A 17,851-nucleotide genomic window follows, 5' to 3' on the forward strand; every position below is an offset into this window, starting at 1 on the left:
TCGTGAGGGGACCGGTGGTGGGCAGGACGAACGCTCCCGCGCCTAGAACAGCGTGGACCAGTAGTCCCAGAACTTCACGGCGATGAGTGCCAGGATCACGAGGTACCAGGCCACGAGCACCGGGACACGGAACTCGATCACGAGAAGGGCGGCCCGCCGTATGGCCGGGGTGAATCTGTCTGCCAGGGCACGGAGATGGTGGATCGTGGTGAACCAGAACAACGGGATCGTCACTGCCCACACGACCATGCAGTATGGGCACAGTGCCTCGATCTCGTAGAGGCTCTGCCCGATCAGCCACTGCACGAAGAGCGCCGCGAAGGTCACGCCCGCCTGGATGAGCACACTCATCCAGCGCGCCACGCGGGCACCGGCGAGAAACGCCAATCCGAGGGCGAGAACGGCCGCGAAACCGGCGATGCCGAGGATCGGATTGGGGATACCGAAGGCCGAGGCCTGCGGGGTGTCCATCACCGAGCCGCAAGAGAGCACCGGATTGAGGCTGCACGAGGGGACGTAGCTGGGGTCCTCAATCAGTGCAATCTTCTCGATCAGCAGCACGACGGCCATGACCAGCCCGATTGCGCCGGTGACCGTGAAGAGCATCCCCAGACCGCGTGGCGCCCTCGAATCCCGAGGCGACCCGGCGGCCGGGCCGTCAGCCTTCGAGCGCGGCATCGAGAGGATCCGTGAGGTCCTCGACCCGGGTAGGCTCCAGGCGCTCCCCGTCGACGAAGAAGGTGGGGGTGCTGGTGACACCGAGCGCCTCGGCGTCGGCAGCACTCTGCTCGATGCGCGCGAGGGTGGCCGGATCGTCATAGACCTGCTCGAAGCGCTCCATGTCGAGCCCGAGCTCCTCGGCATACCCGAAGAACGCTTCCCGCTGCGACGTCTCCTGATGACTCCACTCGTCGGCGTTCTCGAACAGCGCCTTGTACATGGCCTCGAATTCGCCCTGCTCCCCGGCGGCCTCAGCCGCCTTGGCGGCTTCGACAGAATTTCCGTGCAATGGCAGGTACCGCACCACGAAAGTCACCCGGTCGCCGTACTCGGCACGAATCTCTTCGACCGCGGGATACAGGGAGAGACAGGCCTCACACTCGAAGTCGAGGTACTCCACGAAGACGGCCTCGCCACCCTCCGACAGCCGCGGGCTGTCCTCTCGCACGAGCTGCCCCGTCGCGGCTCCGGTGGCCTCCGAGGAATCGGCCTGGTCTTCCTTCGGGTCCAGGAAGATCACGAACCCTGCGAAAACCACGGCGGCCACGGCAATCAGTCCCAGGGTGAGCTTGACGCTCCTGCTCATGCCTGTCCTCCTGTGGTCGTCGACTTTCGCAGATCCTCTCTGACGAGGCTGTATGACCCCTGCGAAGCGGCGCGTCTGCGCGTCCGAGCAGCGCGCATTCCGTTGGCGATGACGACGACCTCGGCGACCTCGTGGACCAGGACGACCGCGGCGAGACCGAGGACGCCACTCAGTGCAAGAGGTAGGAGCACGACGATGATCAGCAGCGACAGGACGATATTCTGGTTCATGATGCGTCGTCCACGACGGGCATGGTCGAACGCGGCCGGGAGGAGACGCAGGTCGTGCCCGGTAAACGCAACGTCGGCCGACTCGATGGCTGCATCCGAACCGGTGGCACCCATCGCGATCCCGATATCCGCGGCGGCCAGTGCCGGGGCGTCGTTGATGCCGTCTCCGATCATCGCCACCGGAGCGGTACGGGAGAGCTCACTGACCGCGGCGGCCTTGTCCTCGGGGCGCAGCGCGGCCCGCACATCGCTGATCCCGGCCTGGTTCGCGAGGGCTTGCGCGGTGCGCAGGTTGTCTCCAGTGAGCATGGTGATCCCGGTGCCTCGTCCGCTCAGGGTGCGGATCACCTCGGGAACTTCTGGCCGCAGCTCATCGCGCACTCCGATCGCGCCGACCGGCTCATGCTTGTGGTGCACGATCACCACAGTCATCCCCTGAGCCTCGAGCTCCTCCACTTGCTCCGCGAGGGCGCCCGATGCCAGCCAGCGCGGGCTTCCGACCGTGATCACCGCTTCACCGACGACTCCCTGGATGCCCTGGCCGGCCTGCTCCATCACTTCCGTCGCCGTCGGCGCTCCGGGCGCAGCGGCGGTGATCGCGGCGGCCAGCGGGTGGGTGCTGTGCTGCTCGAGCGCGGCCGCCCAGCCCACTACCTCGCTCTCGACGGCATCGATAGTAAGGACGGCGGTGACGGTCGGCTCATTACGGGTCAGGGTGCCCGTCTTGTCGAGAGCGACGTGGCGGATGCCGCCGAAGCGTTCGAAGATCGCTCCGGACTTGATGACCACCCCGAACTTGCTGGCCGAGCCGATCGCCGCGACCACGGTGATCGGCACGGAGATCGCCAACGCGCACGGCGATGCGGCGACCAGGACGACCAGCGCGCGGGTGATCCACAACTCCGGATCGCCGAACAACGATCCGAGCAGCGCGACCAAAGTCGCAAGGATCAACACTCCAGGGACCAGCGGGCGGGCGATACGGTCGGCGAGACGGGCGCGGTCGCCCTTCTCGGCTTGGGCCTGCTCGACCAGCTCCACGATGGTCGTCAGCGAGTTGTCCGTCCCTGCTGCTGTCGCCTCGACCTCGAGTGCGCCGGCGTTGTTGATCACCCCTGCGGAGACCTCATTGCCCGGTTCGACCTCGACGGGAATCGACTCACCGGAGATCGCGGAAGTGTCCACGCTGCTATGTCCCGAGCGCACGATCCCGTCCGTCGCGATCCGCTCACCGGCGCGCACCAGCATCACCTGGCCCGCTGTCAGATCTCTTGCGGCGAGCGGAGTCCACGTACCGTCGATGGAGACGGTCGCGATGTCGGGGACCAGCTTCAACAGCGCCCGCAGTCCGCCACGAGCCCGATCCATCGCCTTGTCCTCCAGCGCTTCTGCGATCGAGTACAGGAACGCCAGCGCCGCAGCTTCCTCGATGTAGCCGAGGATCACCGCACCGACTGCGCTGATTGTCATCAGCAGACTGATGCCGAGCTTGCCCTTGAACAGCGCCCGGATCGCGCCGGGCGTGAACGTTGAGGCGCCCAGGAGCAGGCCACTCCAGAAGAGCGCCAGAGCAGGAATCTCCGCTCCGGACCACTCACAAAGGAGACCCGAGAGGAACGCGATGCCGGAGAGCACGGGAAGGAGCACCTCGCGGTCCTTCCACCAGGGCCCGTCGTCATCGTCGCCATTCCTGACGTCGACGCTGTCCACCTGCGGATCCGTCACCGCGCTCACGCGAGTGCCTCCGCATCGCAGCAGCCCGGAACCGAGCAAGTAGGATTCAGGCACACTGCACTCTCATCGACCGCGAGAGTCACCTCGACCAGCGCGTTCAACGCGGCGGTGAGATGCGGATCGGCGATCTCATACCGGGTCTGCCGACCCTCCGGCTCAGCGACCACGATCCCGCAGTCCCGGAGACAGCTCAGATGGTTCGACACGTTCGGCCGCGTCAGCTCAAGCTCGCGTGAGAGCACCGCTGGATAGCTCGGAGCTGCCAGCAGTGTCAGCAAGATTCGTGACCGCGTCGGATCGGCCATCGCGCGACCCAACCGGTTCATGACGTCCAAGCGAGAAGCAATAGTCAGCATAGGGTGACCATACAGTGTTCACTGACCCATGCGGGAGGACCCGCGTTGACTCATCAGGAATGCCCGCGAAATGGTTTCGTTGCCTCATGAGATGGATGCCCGCGTAGTTCGGCGTGTCCTGGGCCGTGGCAGCGTCCGGCGGGCCGAGCGTGAGGCATGGGACTAACGATGAGGCAGCGGCAAGCGGTGACCCGGCAGGTGGCGATCAGGTATCGGTCGGCGTCCAAGGGCGCTAACGCGGTGATCCTAGACGAGCTGTGCGCGACCATAGGATGGCACCGGGACCACGCCCGTAAGGCGCTGCGGCAGATGCTGAGGCCGCGTCCAACGAGGCACACACGGCGAAAGCCGGCCACGCCTCGGGAACCCGACGTGCGGGCCAGAGGTGATGGCCGTGCTGCGGAAGGTGTGGGCGGTGATGGGCACTCCGGCGGGCAAGCGGATGGCGCCGTTCATGGGCGAGATCGTCGACCGGCTGCGCGCATGCGGAGAGCTCGACATCAGCGACGAGACCGCCGGCATGCGGAAGGGAGGAACCGGTATTACACCCTCCAGACGGCCCTTATCCTTGGATTGGCGCAGGGTCGAGAACGAACGCGATCTTCTCAGTAGGAGTATCAACGTGCAGTCGTCCCATTCGCCTGCAGTGAGGAACGGGGACTGCGGTCACGGCTGGCCAGTAAGGCGACGGTGGCTGCTACGAGGGGCGTGGCCGTCCCCAGCATCATTACTGTGACCGGCGCTTCCGTCATCTGTCCGCTCACGTCCTCTCTCCGAGCTCGACAGGCCACCGCCGGTCCCGGACGGACACGCCGGACCCGGCTCCGTCCCGCCGATGGTGCGCGCCGCCCACTTCCTGGGCGAGCATCCACTATCGGGAGGGGTCGATCATGACGGGCATCGTGCGCAAGCGGGACACTGGGGAGAAGGGCAACGGGGGCGAGTTCGGGACCACGAGGCGCGGCGAGGCCGACGTGCAGGTCACCTCTGACGCTGGCGGTGATGACGCCGCGGGTGCGGCGCTGATCAATCGGTTCGGGTTCGATGTGCGCACAGCGGATCCGGTCGAGTTCGACGTTCATGCGAAGTCGGCGGCGGCGCAGCTGTCGTCGGCCCTCGCGCGTCAGCGTGTGCATCTCGGTGCGCTGCACCGGGCGATTGGGGACCGAAAGCAGGCCGGCGGCTCCTGGGGCAAGAGTGACGAGGAGGTGCTGGCCGCGGCCCGTGAATGGGTGACCCTGGCGGATGGCGGAGCGGCATCCGAGTCGACAGCGCGGCGACTCCGTGTACCGCTGCGTGAGGCGCAGGTGGACCAGGAGAAGGCGGAACACGCCCGTGAGCAGGTCGACGACCTGGAGGAGGCGTTCCGGATTCGAGGCGGTTGGAACCGCGCCTTCCTCGTCGCGAATGCGAACGGGCACGTGCATTCGAGCACCAACTGCTCGAGTTGCCGACCCACGACCCAGTACGCGTGGATGACCGACTACTCCGGGGCCGACGAGAAGGCCATCGTCGCGGATGCCGGGTACCGGGCCTGCACGGCCTGCTACCCGACGGCGCCGGTGGGGGATCAGCGTTCCCTGCCGACGAAGATGCTCACCGACGAGGAGAAGCAGGACGAGGCCAGCCGCGAGAAGGAGCGTGCTGCCCGGTCGGAGAAGAAGGCGAAGGCCGCCGCCAATGCTCCGACCTCCACGGGCGAGCCGCTCATGGTTGCGGACGGCATGAGTCGCCACCCGGAGACGCTGAAGACCGAGCGGACGGCAAGGAGCTGGGCGATAGACGGTGTGCTGGAGGAGGCCTCGTTCGTCGCCTACCGGGAACAGTTCGACGACGCCAGCACGGACTTCCCCGGCTCGACGGTGAACCGGTCCAGCCGCGATGTGATCGTGGAGTCCCTGGCGGACAAGCACGGCACCGATGCGGACGCCATCCGTGACGAGCTGCGCCAGAAGGCCCATGCGAAGGCGAAGCGGGAGTACTCCGATGAGGCGCTTCGGGCCCGGGTGGCCGGGCAGATCGATGACCTGTTCCGCCCTAGCGCCTGACCGGCCCGGCGTCCTGCGAGGATGACGTCTCGCCCACTGAGGAGAACATGAGCACCGCGAAGAAGAGACCATCGCGCCTGGCAGGCCTTGTCCGACTCCTCCTCCTGCTGGGTGCTGTGGCGCTGGCCGCGCTGTCCATCGGGGCACGTACTTCGGACATCTCGGAGGTCTTCGACCACGTGCGCGACAGCCTGCTGGGCTCGTCCCCGGCACAGGCCGCATCGGAGGGCCAGTGGCTGCAGTCCGGGGCGACGAGCATCGACCCGCAGCAGCTGGCGAGCCTCGATGTCGCCCAGCAGGATCGCTCCGACGACGACTACGAGCGGGCTGAGTTCGGCGACGGCTGGGAGAGCACCGGGGACGGCTGCGACGTGCGCGACACGATCCTGGATCGTGACCTGGTGGAGGTGGCCTACGAGGCCGGGTCCGACTGCGAGGTCACCGACGGGACGCTGCACGATCCGTACACCGGGACGAAGATCCAGGGGGACCTGAGCGAGAGCATCCAGATCGACCACATCGTCTCCCTCTCCGATGCCTGGTACTCCGGCGCCGAGGACTGGAGCGCCGAGAAGCGCGAATCCTTTGCCAACGACCTGGACAACCTTGTCGCCGTCGACGCCTCGGCGAACATGTCCAAGAGCGACGACTCCATCGCCGAGTGGTACACCGACTGGGACCCGCCCAGCGAGACCGCGCAGTGCCGGTATGCGGCCCAGTACGTGGATGTCCTGGCCAGCTATGACCTGTCGGTGACCAGTGACGACTACAAGCTGCTGAAGAAGCTCGAGAGCGACTGCAAGGACCTCGCCTGAGTGCCCCGCCCACTTCCCCGGCGTGAAGCGTCGATCACCAGGAGGGGCCATGATGAGCAGCATCGTCCGCAAGCGCGAGACCGGCGAGATGGGCAACCGGGGCGAGTTCGGGACCGTGACTCGCGGGGAGGCCGCCGTCGATGTTGGTACGGCCACTGATGGCTACACCCCGCCACCCGGGCCTGACTCCGAGCAGCGGTATACGGCCAAGAAGCGCGAGGCCAACAACGCATTCCAGCGGTACGAGACGCTCAGCGCTGAGGTCAACGAGATGGCCGTCGACTCGATGAGCCGCACCGCCGCCGAACAGGCACCGACTGATGCGGTCGCCGTCGGGATCGCTGCCGAGTACGACGAGCTCGAACGCCCCGAAGACACCCTGCGCGGCATCCGCTGGGTCCGCGACGACGGCAGCATCGGCGAACTCGACGACGAGACCGAAGTACGGATGGGGGATACCTGGTCCGACGTGGATCGCAGCATGATCCCGTGGCACCAGCACGCGGGCCTGGTCGAGCGCGGAGACAGTGGACTGCCCGCAGACGAGCTGACCCGGGAGGACGTCGAGTACGTGATCCCCATCCGCGGCCGCGAGCACGGCATGGACGAACCGACGTCCTGGCGATGAGCCCCGTCCCATGGCTGAGCAGATCCGCCCACTGCGAGAGCCCCCGATCTGCAACAGGAAGAGACGATCATGTTCAACGACCGGATCAAGCGGCTCGTCCACCCGGAGGGCTACGGGTTCTGGCTGGACCCCGATGGGTTCTTCACGCTCTTCGGGGCGATCATCGCCACCGCTGCACTTTCAGTGCCCATCGGCGTGCCTGACACGGTCAGGCAGATCGGCGACTCAACATCGGAAGCGCCCGTGGTCACCACGCTCGTCAGCGCCGCCGTGTACCTCGCGATGAGTCGTGCCTTCGCGTCTGTCGTCCAGGCCTGGGCTCCCGCAGACTTCGAGGCGACTGGCCGATTCCACGCCTGGATCGCCGGCTTCGGAGTCGTCCTGACCCTCGGCATCGTGGTACTGGTCAGCTGGCCCCTTCCGGACTTCGTCGACTCGGGGTACGCGGGTACCGCGGTGCGCCTTGCCGCCATCGTCGGTTACCTCGTTGCTGGTGGCATTCCGCTTCGGCGAGTCCTGAAGCGTCGAAACACCTGGACGCGGAACAAGATCGAGGAGCTCCAGCAGAACCGGGGTTGACCGGGTTTCCGCGGCCTGGTGGCAGGTCCCGCCCACTTCCACCAGGTGAGACCACCACGAGGAGGGAGCCGATCATGGCGACGACGAAGACCCGAGCAGGCACCGGTGCGAAGGTGCGCAAGCGCGACACCGGGGAGGCTGGCAACCGAGGCGAGTTCGGGACCGTCACGCGCGGGGAGGCCGAGGTGGCGGTCCCGGCGTCGGGAACCGGTTCCGGCCCCCGGGTCGGCGAGGAAGTCGAGATCGACCCCAGCGCCCGGATCGACGAGGGCGTCACCGTCGGTGACGATGCCGTCATCGGCGCGGACGTGACCATCGGACCGGATGTCACAATCGGCGAGGGCGTCGTGGTCGGTGACGGGTCCACGATCAGCGCCGGCACGAACATCGCAGACGGGGCCCGGCTGGTCGAAGCCATCACGGTGGGCGAGGGGGTCACGATCGGCGAGGACTCGACCATCCAGGCACGCGCCACGCTCGGAGACGGCGTGATCCTCGGCGAGGAGGTCTGCGTCGGCACCGAGTCACGGATCGGCCGCGACGTGCAGATCGAGCCGGACACTCGCATCGGTGCGAACGTGACCATCGACGAGAATGCCACCGTCGGGGAGGCCAGCGAGATCGAGAAAAGTGCAAAGGTCCGCCACTCCGCCCGCATCGGCGAGCAGTCCACCATCGGGAAGTCCGCAGAGCTCCAGGCGAGCACGGTCCTCGGCGACGGCACCAGCATCGGGTCCCGCAGCCGACTGGCGGGCACCTTCGGTGACGGGTTGAAGGTCGGGACCCGCAGCCGGCTGCTCGGCGGAGCCACATGGGGCCATGATGTCGAGGTCGGCGACGGGGTGAAGGTCCAGGTCGATGAGCGGTCCCGCTTCGCCGACGGCACCAACCTGGCGGACAAGGCCTCGCTCAGCAACTCCTGCGTGCGGGGCGAGCTGTCGATGGGCGAGGACGCGACGGTCGCGGGAGGGAAGGAGAGCCCCGGCACGTTGGACGGTGATGTCGCCATCGGGGCCAGCGCGACCCTGAACGGTGCGTTCCGGGTCCGCCACGGCGTGGAGGTCGGCGAGTCCGCGCAGATCGACGGACCGAAGGGAGGTTTCCCGGAGGACGTCGCCACCGAGCTCGACGCTGACTGCGAGGTGATGGACCGCGCGCGGATCCAGCCGGGCGCGCGGCTGGGGGAGCGCACCCTCGTCGGCTCCTCTGCCGAGGTCGGCACGCAGGTGGTTACTGGGGTGGGCACCGAGATCGGGAACCGTGCCACTGTCGGGGACTTCTCCCGCCTGAACGGGTCGATGATCAGCGACGGCGCCCACATCGGGCACGGGGTCGAGACCGAGCACGCTGCGTACGTGGGGGAGGGGACCGTTGTCGAGGACAACGCCGTGATCGAGCCCTACGCCCGCGTCGTCGATGACGGCTACGTGCCGCGTGGCGCTGTGGTCCGCGAGAGCGAGGCCCGAGCGTCCCGCCGGGGACCGGTGTCGCCCACTGGCTGGACATGAGCACCACGATCCAGTCCCGTGTCCCCGCTGCGACGCCGCTGTCGGTTCCGCCCCGGCGTGCCGACACGCTGTTCGGCCCGTCCCCGACCGTCGCCTCCGAACTACAGCCATGCGATCGCTGTCCGTCGGCGGCCGCGAAGATCAGAGCCGACTTCGCGACCGGGCCCGTGTACCGGTGCGGCCATCACGCCCGGGGAGGCTGGGGCGTGCTCGAGCGCACCGCGCTGCGCATCCGCGCAGACGTGCCCACCGGCTCGTTCTACCTGCCGATGGCGCCGCGCTGATTCCGTCCAGCAACCCAGTCCGTCCTGCCAGGAAGCTTCCGTGCCCACTGCCAGGGGCACCACGAGATCGAACAGGAGGAGGATCCATGTTCACCGCGACCCTGACCCCCTGCGAACAGCTGCACGAAGACATCGACCTGCTCGACGCCGCCGGCTGGCCGCGCGAACGCATTGCCCACGAGCTCTCGGACAAGCTCGGACAAGCAGATCGAAGTGATGATCGACGTGTACCTCGCCTGCGGCGACGACTCGGTCGCTGGCGCGCTCAGCGGCACCCTGGAGGGGCCCCGGTAATCGGGTGTCTCAGTGCGCTCGCTCGCGGTATACCTTCGCGAGAGCCCCGATGAGCTCCAGGTCTTCTCTGCGATTCGCGCGGACTGGAAGTGCCTGCGACAGCGTCGGCGCCGAGGGATCCGCGGAGAACTCGCCGAGGCGTAATGCCGAGACGATCGCCTCGACGTCGGGATGACCGTCCAGGTCAACGCGAAGAGTGCATATTGCGTCGGAGATCTCCACGTACGCGCGCTGCAGACGTGCAGATGCGGGCAGGTGGCGCACGTTGAGATGAAATTTCTGTGGCGTAAGCTCGACGACGCGAACCCACAGCGGCTTCAGTCGGAAAAGCTCGACCCGCGCCGATATCTCTTCCAGCACTCTCTCTCCGAAAACTAAGAGCACGGCGCCCGCAACGCAGACACCCAAAGCGAAAGGGGAAAAAGCAAGGACCTTGTCCATGCCGACCGTCTGCCCCAGGTTAAGGAAGACGACGAGAATGACGTTGATCGCAATGAATCCGGCCAGACCGATTGACACCATAAAAAGCGCGATTGTGCTGACGGGCCTCCGATGGAACTCCTTTGGTATTCGAGAGGCACTGGAACGAACTCCCTGGGCAAGGCCCCAAATAGCATGGAGCGGGAAAATGATCAAGTTCACGATGGCGGCGAAATCCCGGTCTCCTGGAATGACGTTCGAGCTGGCGACTCCCGCGTCGAGCAACCCTTCCACCCACGCAACCACGAGCAGCAGGGTCACGATCGCCGAACGTGCCACGGCTCGACGCACGAGCACGCCATCTACGCGCTCGGCTCGCAAGGTCAGGAAGATGATCTCCAGGGCGCCGATCAAGATGCTCGCGGCGATATGCCACACGACAAACCCAACATTGTAAAATTCGGCAGTGATCGACGTTGTCCCGTAGGCGACTCCACCTATCCCAACCGCAAACATTGACACGATCAGCGCCTTCTGTGTCAAAGTAATCTGTTCGCCGTGAAGTCGCCGTAGGCGCTCGATGCCAAGAACCGTCGAGACGAGCGCGGCAGCAATGTATGGCCAGCTTACCGGCATCATTCACCACCAGCGGTCATCGAAATAGGTGTGCCCACCTCGCATTACTCGTCGCCGCAGCTCCGTCGAGATATATGTTGCCACGGTCTCGGCGTCCACTTCTGACGTGTGTTCGTATGCGTTTCTGGCCGCGACAACGGAGCTGACCAACTCTGGATGCAAGCCCGTCAGCAACCCCGACTCGAGGAGCTCCGAGCCGAGCGAACCTCCATGGTCGTGCCCGAGCAGTGCGTGAGCGACCTCGTGGCAGACGATTGCACAGAGTCGCTCGGGGGAGGCCCCCTCGGAGACGACTACGTAGTCCGCCTTGGCTGTCGAGATCAACAGCCCGGAGACCGAGGAAGTCAGGGGAGTGACGAGTAGATGCGTCGCCCTTCTTCGTACCTTCGAGAGGCCAGCCAGCAAATCTTCGACATTACCGCTGGACGGCATGATGGTCTCTGCAGTGCGGAGCGCATCGCGTACATGGCGTGAGCTTCTCGTCCGACGAAGCATCGGTCGTTCCTAACGCGTCTCGGTGGTCCTTCGTACGGCATCGACGATGGTGCTCCGCGCCTGTTTGCCCTCCGGGGTGGGCAATAGCGGGTACACGTGGAGGTGTCCAGGCTGCTCGTGGTACTCGACCTGCTTTCCTGCGGCGTCGGCGCGTTGGACGAAGAGTCGTGTGTCTGGGTTCAGGAGGTCTCTGGTCCCGCTGAAGACCACGAGACGGCCGACGCCCCGGGTATCACCCAGGATGGGATTGAGAATCGGATCGTCGCCGTTCTCGCCGATCCACATCTCGGTCAGCAGAAGTTGACCCTTCTTGACGAGCCACGGATCCAAGGGTTGGCGCTCGTCGATCTCCGGGTTCTCCATCCTCATGTCGAGGGCCGGAGCGATCAGAACGGTGAGGTCCACGGGGAGCCCCTGTTCCTTCATCAGCAGACTCGTGGACATGGCGATGGTGCCTCCGGCGGAGTCGCCCATCAGGGTCAATGGTCGTTCCGCTCGCTCTCCGATGCGGGCAACGGAGGGAACAACCGACTCCGCGGTTCCCCCGGCTTGGACCAATGGATACACGGGAAGGATCACGGTCACCGATGCCTCCACCACGATCTGCTGGATGAGCTTCCAATGCTGCGACACGGCCTCATTCATCCATCCGCCGCCGTGCAGGTAGATCACGGTGCCGCGAGTACTCCCGGTCGTTGGGGAGATGGTGAACACTCGCCATCCCTCCTCCGAGCTCTCGGAGACCGTGACTCGACCGCTGAGTCGCTTCGGGGGGTCGGAGCTTTCCGGGTTGCGGACCCTGAAATCCAGGTGCCTCTGCACTCGTTCTCGCGTGCGATGGTTCTTGTTCGAGCCTCGCAACCGCATGATGCTTGGCATGAGGCGTCCAATCAGGCTCAACCGAGGGGACTCGTCAAGCATCCGCGTCCTTCTGGTTTCCATTTTGGTCAAGGCCTTCCATGCGTCGGATCTGATCAAGCAACGACAGCACGGGGCCGAGGCTCTCGGTAGACACTCCGTGTGCCCGCATCATGATCTGTTGGACTCCGGTGTCTCGCATCGCTACGAGTGCCTCCAATGAATCCTGGATCTCCTGGGAGACGGAGTCGTCGACGAAGTAGTCCAGGGGCACTTGGAATATCTCGGCGAGTCCGGTGAGGAGCCGGAACGAGGGGTTGGCGCGCCGGCCAGTTCTGAGTGCTCGGATGTGATTTGGGGTGACTCGGATGTTCTCTCGCTGGAGCTCCTCGGCGACAGAGGCGGAAGAATGGAGTTCGGAGCTCCCGCCGCTGCGTGGCACGGTGCGAAATAGCAGGTCAAGGCGCTCTGCCAGATGCGGGACGCTGTCCGGGCGTGACCCTTCGGAGGGCGACTCGTTCGACATGGGTGGCCTCTACTCCCCGATCCGTGCGGCAACGGCAAGCATCTCTGGATGCGAGCTCCATCGTGTCGACCGTACCGCAGGCGGAGTCACGGTTCAATCCATAGATGCACCGATGGATGTCGGTCGCATCCCTAGGGTTGTGGTCCACGGATGCGGGTGCAAGGGTGGGCTCGCACCTACAGACACGCTTTGTCGGGTGGGGAGGTCAATGGCCACCCAATTGCCGCTTCGACCACCGAGGGGTAGGCCCGCCCGGGAGGAGATCCGATGACGCACCACGACCGGGGTTCAGCACACGCTCAAGACTGCAGCCGCGGACGACGATCCGTCGGCGTCCAGCGGCTTCGCGACGAGAGCCGCAATCCGCTACGGATCCATGCCGGCACACATCTGGTCTTCGATGGCGGAGCTCTCACCGGAGAAAGGGTCAAGTGTGAAGCGCCCTGGGTTCCGTTCCGAGTCTCAGCAAGGAGAATCGGAGTATGCCCAAGAAGTTCAGTCCGGAGCTGCGTGACCGTGCCGTGCGCATGGTCTACGACCGCCAGGCACTCGAAGGTGGCCCACGATCGGAGTCGATCCGTGCTGTCGCGCCCCAACTCGGCGTTGGCATGGAGACGCTGAGGATCTGGTGCAACCGCTACGGGCCAGCCGAGCCCTCGGCCGGCCCCGCGGAGTCTCTCGAGGAGGAGAACCGCAGACTGCGTCGAGAGCTCGCCGAGTCCCGGCGGGCCAACGAGATCCTCAAGGCCGCCTCCGTGTTTTTCGCCAGGGAACTCGACCACCCCACGACGAAATGATCGCCTTCATCGATAGGCATCGCGATCACTTCGGGGTCGAGGCCATCTGCCGCGTCCTGGGCGCGACGGAACGTGGGTTCCTCACCTCTCGCGGATACCGTGCCGCGAAGCAGCGCCCGGCATCGGCCAGAGCGGTCCGTGACGAGGTGCTCGTCGAAGAGATCCGTCGGATTCATGCCGAGAACTACGGCGTCTACGGGTATCGGAAGATGCATCACGCGATGCGCCGTGCCGGATGGGAAGTCGGCCGCGACCAGACCGCTCGGCTGATGAAAGCTGCTGGTCTGTGCGGGATACGCCGTGGTCGAAAGGTGTTCACGACGAGCCCTGCTGGTGGCCTGGACCGTCGTCCTGATCTGGTCGAGCGGAACTTCACGGCTGCCGGACCGAATCAGCTCTGGGTCGCTGACATCACCTACGTCCGGATCCCGTCCGGGTTCTGCTACACCGCGTTCATCACGGACGTTTTCACGCGAAGGATCGTCGGCTGGGCAGTGGCCACCAGCCTCCGCACTGAGGCACTGCCACTGCAGGCTCTCGAGCAGGCCCTCCAGACCTCCCCGGCAGAAGCGTCTCGGACTGGGCTGATCCATCACAGCGATAGGGGCAGCAACTACGTCTCGCTGGCCTACTCCGATGCGCTGATCACCGCCGGAGTCCAGGCCTCGGTCGGATCCGTCGGAGACAGCTACGACAACGCCCTGGCTGAGACCGTCAATGGCCTCTACAAAGCCGAGCTCATCCACCGACGCCGCACCTGGCCCTCAGCGACCGCCGTCGAGATCGCCACTCTGGACTGGGTCACCTGGTGGAACACGAAGCGCCTGCACGAAGCACTCGACTATCGCACCCCGGCCGAAGTCGAAGCGTCCTACACTCACCCCACGACGACCGCGCCCGCGACCGTCTAACCACGGAACGGAACCCAGGGCGCTTCAAGTGATTGTCGTGACTCGCGAACCTGCGGCAGCGTCCATAAGGCCAGGTCACCACGATCGGTGCCAGTGTGACGATGACACGGTGGATTCGCCGTGGAAGGCGGAGATGTGCCGGATCCTGCACACCCCCGGCCACGAAGAGACCCGGGACCTGCTCGATGAGTTCCTGCTCGAGCACGAGACCGAGATCGCGCGGGTCCTCCGGCGCGCCCAGAGCATCGCCCGCCTCGTTTGCCGCGACCGGGAGACCGTGTTCTCCTACTTCGGCCAGGCTCTCATGCAGATGATCCAGAACCGCTGGCGGGCCAAGAACGCCGCCAATGGCACCAGTCAGGTCTTCAACTACTCCCACAACCTCCCCGCCATCCTCGAGAAGGAGACCCGGTACTGGATCCGCGAGGATCGTAGCCGCGGGCTGCTCGATGGCACCGTTGGCGTGCCCGGCGACGGCACCAGGGACCGGCGCGGAAGCCTGGTCGAGAAGTCCCGGCAGCTGTTCGAGATCGAGCACCAGTACGTCCCCTCGGACTTCGAGCTCGTGGGCTTCCATAACGACCGGATGCTCGCCACCCGCAAGGACGCCGCCCGACAAGGCGTGCTCATCACCAAAGACGCACTCCGCCCCGTCACGGCAGTGTCCCTGAACGATCCCGACGTGGCTGTTGATGCGCGGTTGTCGACGATCGACGAGCCCGACGTTGGCGCCCCGGAGCGCGCCAGGAAGCTCGCCGACGTGATCGAGCGCTGCGAGCAGATCGACATCGAACAGAAGCTCACGCGCCATCGACGGCTGCGGCGGAGCCCCGTGTGCGCGGCCAACGTGGCCCGCGCCTACTTCGCCCGACACCATGAAGGCATTTTCCCGACGCGCAGAGAGCTCGTCGAAACGCTCGGGATCATCGAGCCTGCTGCGCGACGCGAGCTCACCACGCAGCTCGAGAGGGTACTCGGGGTCTCCCGTGAGGTCTTCGCCGACTTCCTCTACGAATCCTGAAGAAGGGCCACTCGGCCTCGAACCCGTCGATACGGCGAAGTCGCACGTCCCGCCGCTGCTCCCCTCTGCCCACTAAAGAGGCGATCCCGCTTCGTGCGGTCAGACGCCCTGGAGCGGAGAAAGACGATGACCATCGAGAACCGTGAGCAGGCGTCCCGTATGACGATGCGGACTCCGTGCTGCGGAGCGTCGTACTTCATCCACTACGAGTACGTGGGGCGGCCGTACATGTCCGAGCAGGTTGTGGATAGCTTCGAGTGCGCAGCAGACGGCTGCGACAACGTGTGGTTCGCAGACGGCACCCCGTCGATGATCCGCTCCACCGTCCCCGATGATTCCGGATGTCGGCAGGTGTTCTGGTTCGACGAAGGCTGGCGCTGATGCCCGCCGTGCATTGCACCTCCGACACCCACTTCGGTCACCGTCTGATGGCGCGAGAACGCGGGTTCGCGCCCGGCGCCGCACCGACCGACGACGTCGGCGAGGGTCAGGTCGCTGCTCATGACGAAGCGATCATCGCCGCCTGGAACCGACATGTGCGGCCTGGCGACATCGTCTGGCATCTCGGCGATCTCGCCCTCGTTGCACCACGGTGCCTGGTCGGGATCGTGCCGCGCCTGAACGGCCGGACAGTGGCGACTGCGGGACGAGGGTAACGTCCTGCTGCACGGTCACCTGCACGCCAACACGGCGACCGCGCATTCTCGGCCGCGGCAGATCCACGTCGGCTGGGACGCGTGGCACCGGCCCGTCACCTCCGGCGAGATCGCCCAGGTCATCGAGCGCGATCTGGTCGGGAGCTGACCAGTCGGGCGGAGCCGCTCACACCAGTAGCGACATGGACTCCAGCGCCCGATGTCGGAACGAGGCGTTGTCCTTGTCGAGGTCGGCCCCGGCGGCGGACCCGATCGCGTCGATCACCTGGCCCAGCGACCCGAACACCACGCCGTGAGCCTGGGTTCCGACCGGTGGCTCGGTGGTAAGACGCGTGGGCACGACGTACCCGTGGACCTGGCCTCCGCGGCCGTAGCGTCCCGCGAGAGCGGCCATCTCATCGCGGACGACGTTGCGATGGACCTGACCGTCGCTGATGATGTCCGAGCCGGAGATCTCCAGCCCGTCACGACCCAGCGGCGGGATCACGACCAGGTGGACGGCCTTCCCAACCACTACCGCGACCTGCGTCCGGACCGGGGAGCTGCCCGGGCGCGTGGTGACGCGGTCCGGTAGCAGGATCACCCGGACTCCCCTTCGGTGGTCGAATGCGAGCTTCAGAGCCCCGAGCAGCTGGTCGATGTCGGCGTGGCGATCACCGAGGGTCGTGGCGCCGACCTGCGTGATGAACGAGGAATCAATGATGCCGCTGCCCTCCCGACTCCCGGCCCGGGTCAGGACCATCCCGAAGGATGCGTAGGTCGTGCCCATCGAGGCGAGGTAGCACAGCGCCGCCCCGACCGTCGGCAGGGGAGTGCCGGCATCGAGGTAGATCACCACGGCCGCCGCGAGGGCCACCAGCAGCGAGAACACCAACCCCCATCGGTGCACCACGGCCAGGGTGACCATGAGTGCCGACCAGTTCAGGTGGACGACGAATCCGCTCAGCAGCGCCAACGGGACGGACAGGACGCCGAGTCGCGCCAGCGGCAGCCCCAGCGTCGAAGCGGCTGCGGCGCCCGCACCGGCCCACGCGAGGAAGGACAGCACTGTCATCACTGTGCGCACGACGGAGCGGGACCCCGTACCGGCGGTCTCTGCGGCATCGTCCTCGCTCTCGGCGGCGACATGCCATGCCCATACGGCAGGGTGCACGCTCAGCATCGAGAACGCAGGACTACGGCGGCCCTGGTCCGGGGTGAACACGCGGTCCCGCTCCGTGCGTGCAGTCGGTCGGGACTCGCTGGCCGGCGACGCGGGCCCGGGGTCGGGGCTCGAGGTCGGCTGCTGGTCCAGCGTGCGGTCGTAGGCGGCGCGTTTGGTCGCGTTGGACAGCACGTTGTAGGCGGAGCTGACGTTCTTGGCGAGCTCGTCGTCCCCGCCGGCGTCGGCGTGCAGCGCCCGCATCTGGGCGCGGAAGGCAGCGGTGATCTCCGCCCGCGTGGCGTCCTGGCCCACCCCCAGGGTCTCGTAATGCGTGATCGCCATGCCTGCTGCTCTCCTGATCGGGTGGTCCTATTCTCGATGCCAGTGGGCGCACCGATGCTCCCACGGGCCGGTCAGGAAGGCCCCAGCAGCGCCAGCGCGTCGATGAGCATGCACCGCGCAATACTGGCCGCCTCCTCGACCCTCGGGGCGGTCGAGACCACCACCTGCCACATTAGGCACACCATCGTGCAGCTGGACCTCACCCCCGGGGATGCGTACCCCAGACGGTCCTGGACTTCCTCGGCCAAGAGGTCGCGGATCGA

Annotated in this window: 17 protein-coding genes; 9 read left to right on the plus strand and 8 right to left on the minus strand. The window is 66.2% G+C overall.

What is annotated here, in order from left to right:
• Window positions 1-42: 42 nt before the first annotated feature.
• The 4 genes from BH708_RS03075 to BH708_RS03090 are packed head-to-tail and all read right to left on the minus strand — an operon-like array spanning window position 43 to window position 3,626.
• The gene (locus tag BH708_RS03075; protein WP_076806530.1) at window positions 43-678 is read right to left on the minus strand and encodes a vitamin K epoxide reductase family protein; all 636 of its coding nucleotides are present in this window, start codon (window positions 676-678) and stop codon (window positions 43-45) included.
• Window positions 659-1,306: a thioredoxin domain-containing protein gene (locus BH708_RS03080; protein WP_076806532.1), complete on the minus strand. Its 648-nt coding sequence runs from the start codon at window positions 1,304-1,306 to the stop codon at window positions 659-661. Before BH708_RS03080 ends, BH708_RS03075 begins: the two co-directional genes overlap by 20 nt.
• Window positions 1,303-3,261 (minus strand): cation-translocating P-type ATPase, encoded by a 1,959-nt coding sequence (locus tag BH708_RS03085; RefSeq protein WP_253705549.1) that lies wholly within the window; start codon window positions 3,259-3,261, stop codon window positions 1,303-1,305. Before BH708_RS03085 ends, BH708_RS03080 begins: the two co-directional genes overlap by 4 nt.
• Before the next feature lie 5 nt (window positions 3,262-3,266).
• Window positions 3,267-3,626 (minus strand): helix-turn-helix transcriptional regulator, encoded by a 360-nt coding sequence (locus BH708_RS03090; RefSeq protein WP_076806534.1) that lies wholly within the window; start codon window positions 3,624-3,626, stop codon window positions 3,267-3,269.
• 890 nt (window positions 3,627-4,516) lie between these two features.
• Here BH708_RS03090 and BH708_RS03095 point away from each other — a divergent pair.
• The 6 genes from BH708_RS03095 to BH708_RS03120 all read left to right on the plus strand — a co-directional run bounded on the left by BH708_RS03095 (window position 4,517) and on the right by BH708_RS03120 (window position 9,488).
• On the plus strand, window positions 4,517-5,674 hold the full coding sequence (locus tag BH708_RS03095; protein ID WP_076806536.1) for a hypothetical protein: 1,158 nt from the start codon (window positions 4,517-4,519) through the stop codon (window positions 5,672-5,674).
• Window positions 5,675-5,721: 47 nt separating this feature from the next.
• Entirely contained in the window at window positions 5,722-6,489 is a 768-nt protein-coding gene (locus BH708_RS03100; protein WP_076806538.1) for an HNH endonuclease family protein, read from the plus strand.
• Window positions 6,490-6,538: 49 nt separating this feature from the next.
• Window positions 6,539-7,117 carry a hypothetical protein gene (locus BH708_RS03105; RefSeq protein ID WP_076806540.1) on the plus strand — a complete coding sequence of 193 codons (579 nt, stop codon included), beginning with the start codon at window positions 6,539-6,541 and terminating at the stop codon, window positions 7,115-7,117.
• Window positions 7,118-7,186: 69 nt separating this feature from the next.
• Window positions 7,187-7,696: a hypothetical protein gene (locus BH708_RS03110; protein ID WP_076806541.1), complete on the plus strand. Its 510-nt coding sequence runs from the start codon at window positions 7,187-7,189 to the stop codon at window positions 7,694-7,696.
• Between the two features lie 74 nt (window positions 7,697-7,770).
• Entirely contained in the window at window positions 7,771-9,204 is a 1,434-nt protein-coding gene (locus BH708_RS03115; protein ID WP_076806543.1) for a DapH/DapD/GlmU-related protein, read from the plus strand.
• Window positions 9,201-9,488 (plus strand): hypothetical protein, encoded by a 288-nt coding sequence (locus tag BH708_RS03120; RefSeq protein ID WP_076806545.1) that lies wholly within the window; start codon window positions 9,201-9,203, stop codon window positions 9,486-9,488. The genes BH708_RS03115 and BH708_RS03120 overlap by 4 nt, the downstream gene beginning before the upstream one ends.
• 303 nt (window positions 9,489-9,791) lie before the next feature.
• Here BH708_RS03120 and BH708_RS03125 read toward each other — a convergent pair whose 3' ends face one another.
• The 3 genes from BH708_RS03125 to BH708_RS03135 form a co-directional block, all read right to left on the minus strand.
• Window positions 9,792-10,841, minus strand: a complete 1,050-nt coding sequence (locus tag BH708_RS03125; RefSeq protein ID WP_076806547.1) for a DUF6545 domain-containing protein — start codon at window positions 10,839-10,841, stop codon at window positions 9,792-9,794.
• 501 nt (window positions 10,842-11,342) lie between these two features.
• Entirely contained in the window at window positions 11,343-12,047 is a 705-nt protein-coding gene (locus BH708_RS03130) for an alpha/beta hydrolase fold domain-containing protein (protein ID WP_172805732.1), read from the minus strand.
• Between the two features lie 199 nt (window positions 12,048-12,246).
• Entirely contained in the window at window positions 12,247-12,717 is a 471-nt protein-coding gene (locus BH708_RS03135) for a helix-turn-helix domain-containing protein (RefSeq protein ID WP_076806551.1), read from the minus strand.
• A gap of 482 nt (window positions 12,718-13,199) precedes the next feature.
• Here BH708_RS03135 and BH708_RS03145 point away from each other — a divergent pair.
• From BH708_RS03145 to BH708_RS03155, 3 genes are all read left to right on the plus strand, one after another.
• Window positions 13,200-14,425, plus strand: a protein-coding gene (locus tag BH708_RS03145) for an IS3 family transposase (RefSeq protein WP_245353966.1) whose coding sequence is annotated in 2 segments (ribosomal slippage) — window positions 13,200-13,485 and window positions 13,485-14,425 — 1,227 coding nt in all. Because the reading frame shifts where the segments join, the coding sequence is not laid out codon by codon here.
• Window positions 14,426-14,534: 109 nt separating this feature from the next.
• On the plus strand, window positions 14,535-15,446 hold the full coding sequence (locus tag BH708_RS03150) for a hypothetical protein (protein ID WP_157235713.1): 912 nt from the start codon (window positions 14,535-14,537) through the stop codon (window positions 15,444-15,446).
• Window positions 15,447-15,572: 126 nt separating this feature from the next.
• A complete protein-coding gene (locus BH708_RS03155; protein ID WP_076806556.1) occupies window positions 15,573-15,827 on the plus strand; it encodes a hypothetical protein in 255 nt (84 codons plus the stop codon).
• Window positions 15,828-16,268: 441 nt separating this feature from the next.
• Here the strand turns inward: BH708_RS03155 and BH708_RS03165 are convergent, their stop codons facing one another.
• On the minus strand, window positions 16,269-17,588 hold the full coding sequence (locus tag BH708_RS03165; protein WP_076806559.1) for a J domain-containing protein: 1,320 nt from the start codon (window positions 17,586-17,588) through the stop codon (window positions 16,269-16,271).
• Window positions 17,589-17,851: the final 263 nt, after the last annotated feature.

Source organism: Brachybacterium sp. P6-10-X1 (assembly GCF_001969445.1).
Taxonomy (GTDB): domain Bacteria; phylum Actinomycetota; class Actinomycetes; order Actinomycetales; family Dermabacteraceae; genus Brachybacterium.